This window comes from Streptomyces sp. WAC05292 (assembly GCF_003949955.1).
Classification (GTDB): Bacteria; Actinomycetota; Actinomycetes; order Streptomycetales; family Streptomycetaceae; genus Streptomyces; species Streptomyces globosus.
In genome coordinates this window covers 1-4,157 of the sequence record NZ_RPSE01000479.1, presented here as the reverse complement: position 1 = coordinate 4,157, position 4,157 = coordinate 1, and the positions used below count along the sequence as shown (strand labels likewise).

Here is a 4,157-nt window from a genome sequence, read left to right as displayed (position 1 = left end):
GTGGGCGGGAGCCTGCCGGTCGGGGTCGGAGACCTCCGGGGGTCGGCCTGGAGCCCGGCCCCGCAGACCCCTTTCACCCCGCCGGCATCAGCGGAGCCGGGTCGGTGGCCTGCCTGAATGCTCCGTGACCGCGGGAAACGCCGTCCAGGGTGTTTCCCGGAGCGGAAGCGCGTCAGACCGCCACGGGCTGCCGGACGCGGGCGGCGGGAGCGCTGCGGGGGCGCAAGTGTTTCGCACAGTGGACAGCGGCTGCGTCGGGGCAGATCACGCGGAGGTGCGGCAGGGTGGGCAGGCCCCCAAGCGAAACGGCTGAGGCGACGGAACGGCAGGTCACCGGGGTGCCGTCTCACCCGGATGCCGCACCCCGCCGTGCCGCGGGCGGGTCGTGCGGGCAGGGTGGGGCAGGGCCGCTCGCGGCCCCGACCGGCGCCTCGTGCCGAACGGCACGCCCGGGGCCGCTGCCGTGGCGGCCGGCCCCGCGCCCGACCCCGAGGAGAACCCCCATGGCACCCTTGCCGGACCCCCGCTGGAGGCATGCCGTCGTCACCGGCGGCGCGGGATTCGTGGGCTCGCACCTGTGCGCCGCCCTCCTCGCCCAAGGCACCGACGTGACCTGCTTCGACGACTTCAGCACCGGCCTGCCGGACAATACGGCCGACCTGCACGGCCATCCCGGCTTCACCCTGCGCCGGGTCGACGTCAGCCGGCCGTTCACCGTCGACCGCCCGCCCGACCTCGTGCTGCACCTGGCCTCCCCGGCGTCCCCCGCCGACTACCTCCGGCTGCCGCTGCACACCCTGGACGCCGGCAGCCTCGGCACCCGCAACGCCCTGGAGCTGGCCCGGCGCAGCGGAGCCCGGTTCGTGCTCGCCTCCACCTCCGAGGTGTACGGGGACCCGCACGAGCACCCGCAGAGCGAGGCCTACTGGGGCAACGTCAACCCGGTGGGGCCGCGCAGCGTGTACGACGAGGCCAAGAGGTTCGCCGAGGCGCTCACCACCGCGCACGGCGCCGCCCACGGCACCGACACCTGCATCGTCCGGCTGTTCAACACCTACGGGCCCGGGATGCGCGGCCACGACGGGCGCGCCGTCCCCACGTTCGTCCGCCAGGCCCTCGACGGCGAGCCGCTGACGGTGACCGGCGACGGCCGGCAGAGCCGCTCCCTGTGCTACGTCGACGACACCGTCGCCGGGATCCTCGCCGCTGCCGCCCACGGCATGCGCGGCCCCGTCAACATCGGCAACCCGGACGAGATCACCATGCTGGACCTCGCCCACCGCATCATCGAACTCACCGGGTCCGCCTCGCGGATACGCTTCATCGCCCGACCGGTCGACGACCCGGCGGTCCGCCGCCCCGACATCACGCTCGCGCGCGGCAAACTCCAGTGGGAGCCGCGCACCGACATGGCGGACGGCCTGCGGCGGACCATCGCCTGGTTCCGCCACGGCGGCCCGGACCGCCCCGCGCCGAGTCCCTCCGGAACCTGAAGGACGGTCAGCCATGCGCGTCCTCGGCATCAACGCCCTCTTCCACGACCCCGCAGCCGCCCTCGTCATCGACGGCCGGACCGTGGCCGCCGCCGAAGAGGAACGGTTCAGCAGACGCAAACACGGCAAGCGGCCCGTGCCGTTCTCCGCGTGGGAACTCCCCGTCGAATCCGCCCGCTGGTGCCTGCGCAAGTCCGGCCTCCGCCCGGAGGACCTCGACGCCGTCGCCTACTCCTACGATCCGCAACTCGCCCGCCCGGCCGACGCCATGGGCCTGGACGACCCCTGGGACCACCTCCGCCAGACATACGCCCGCGAAGCCCCCGGCTTCCTGGCGTCCGCCCTCCCCGGGCTCGACCCCGCGAAGGTCCGCTTCGTCCCGCACCACATGGCGCACGCCGCGTCCGCCGCGTTCGCCGCCGACCGGGCCGAGCGCAGCTCCGTCCTCGTCCTCGACGGCCGCGGCGAACGCGCCTCCCACCTCGCGGCCCGGCGCACCGGCGCCTCCCTGGAGCCGCTGTGCGCGCAGGAACTCCCGCACTCCCTCGGCCTCGTGTACGAGGAACTGACCGCCCACCTCGGATTCCTGCGCTCCTCCGACGAGTTCAAGGTGATGGCCCTAGCCTCGTACGGCACTCCGCGGATGCTGCCCGAGCTGCGGCGCCACGTCCACCCCACCGGCGACGGCGGGTTCCGGGCGGCGGGCGTCCCCTGGCACGAGTTCTGCCCGCCCCGCGGCCCCGACGAGCCGTGGACCCGCGACCACGCCGACACCGCCGCCTCCGCGCAGGCCGTCCTGGAGGAGACCCTGCTCGACCTGGTGCGCTGGCTCCACGGCCGCACCGGCGACCGGACGCTCACCCTCGCCGGCGGCGTCGCCCTCAACTGCGTGGCCAACTCGCGGATCGCCCGCGAGGGCCCCTTCGACCGGGTGTGGGTCCAGCCCGCCGCGGGTGACGCCGGCACGGCGCTGGGCGCGGCCCTCCTCACGGCCGCCGGCGCGGGCGACGACCCCGGCCCGATGGACGGCGCCGACCTCGGCCGCGAATGGTCCGACGCCGAGCTGGGAGCCTGGCTGAAGTCGGCGGGGGTCCCCTTCGACCGCCCCCCGGACATCGCGGCCGCCGTCGCGGAAGCCCTCGCCGACAACGCCGTCGTCGCCTGGTTCCAAGGCCGCTCCGAATACGGGCCCCGCGCCCTCGGCCACCGTTCGCTGCTCGCCCACCCCGGACACGCCGGCAACCTCGAACGGCTCAACGACGTCAAGGGCCGCGAGCAGTTCCGGCCCGTCGCCCCGATGGTCCTCGCCGACCGGGCCGCCGAGCTCTTCGACGGCCCGCTCCCCAGCCCGTACATGCTGTTCGTCCACGACGTGCGGCCGGGCTGGGCCGAGCGGATCCCGGCCGTCGTCCACGTCGACGGGACAGCCCGCATCCAGACCGTCGACGCGGCCCGCGAACCCCTCGTCGCCCGCATGCTGGAGGCGTTCGAACGGCTCACCGGGCTGCCCGTCGTCGTCAACACCAGCCTCAACACCGCCGGCCGGCCGATGGTCGACGACCCGCGGGACGCCCTGGAGTGCTTCGGATCCGCGCCGGTCGACCTGCTCGCCATCGGGCCGTACGCCGTCCGCCGCGGCGCCCTGTTCCGCACCTCCCCCGAGGGGTGGTCCGCATGACCGCCCCCGCGCCCCGCTACGCCGTCGTCATCCCCACGGTCGGCCGCCCGCAGCTGGCCGCCTGCCTGGAGGCCCTGGCCGCCGCCCGCGGCCCGGGCCCCGGCCGGGTCGTCGTCGTCCACGACCGGCCCGGCCCCGGCGGGACCCTGCCGCCGCTCGGCATCCCCGACGCGCTGGCGTCGCGGACGCTCCTCGTCCCCGGGAGCGCCCGCGGCCCCGCCGCCGCCCGGAACGCGGGCTGGCGGGCCGCGGGCCCCGTCCCCTGGGTCGTCTTCCTCGACGACGACGTGGTGCCCGGCCCCGACTGGGCCCAGGCGCTCGCCCACGACCTCGCGGCCGCCGGACCCGCGACGGCCGCCGTCACCGCCCGGATCGAGGTGCCCCTGCCGGAGGACCGCCGCCCCACCGACTGGGAACGCTGCACCGCCGGCCTGGCCACCGCCCGCTGGATCACCGCCGACATGGCCTTCCGCACCGCCGCCCTGCGCGCAGCCGACGGCTTCGACGAACGGTTCCGGCGGGCGTTCCGCGAAGACGCCGACCTGGCCCTGCGCCTCCGGGCCGGAGGCTGGACCCTCGCCGAGGGCACACGCCGCACCCGCCACCCCGTCCGGCCCGCGGACCGCTGGATCTCGGTCCGCACCCAGGCCGGCAACGCCGACGACGTCCTCATGGACCGGCTCCACGGGCGCGGCTGGCGGCGCCGGGCCGCGGCCCCGCTCGGCCGCCGCCCCGCCCACCTCGCCGTCACCGCCGCCGCCTGCGCGTCCGCGGTGTGCGCGCTCCTCGGCCGCCGCCGCGCCGCCGCCTGGTGCGCGGCCGCCTGGCTCGCCGGCACCGCCGAGTTCGCCGCGGCCAGGATCGCGCCCGGGCCCCGGACCCGCGACGAAATCGCCACCATGGCGGCGACGAGCGTCCTCATCCCGCCCGCGGCCGCCTGGCACTGGGCCCGCGGCCTCGCCGCGCACCGGCGCGTGCCCCCCACC

The 4,157-nt window shown here is 76.7% G+C and carries 3 protein-coding genes; all 3 read left to right on the top strand.

Annotated features, from left to right (window positions below):
* The first annotated feature begins 503 nt into the window (after positions 1 to 503).
* Entirely contained in the window at positions 504 to 1,493 is a 990-nt protein-coding gene (locus tag EF903_RS29600) for an NAD-dependent epimerase/dehydratase family protein (RefSeq protein ID WP_125548078.1), read from the top strand.
* A 13-nt stretch (positions 1,494 to 1,506) separates the two neighbouring features.
* Positions 1,507 to 3,171, top strand: a complete 1,665-nt coding sequence (locus EF903_RS29595; RefSeq protein ID WP_125548077.1) for a carbamoyltransferase C-terminal domain-containing protein — start codon at positions 1,507 to 1,509, stop codon at positions 3,169 to 3,171.
* Positions 3,168 to 4,157: glycosyltransferase family 2 protein (locus EF903_RS29590; RefSeq protein WP_125548076.1), on the top strand; the 990-nt coding region annotated here is incomplete at its 3' end. The genes EF903_RS29595 and EF903_RS29590, both read left to right, overlap by 4 nt.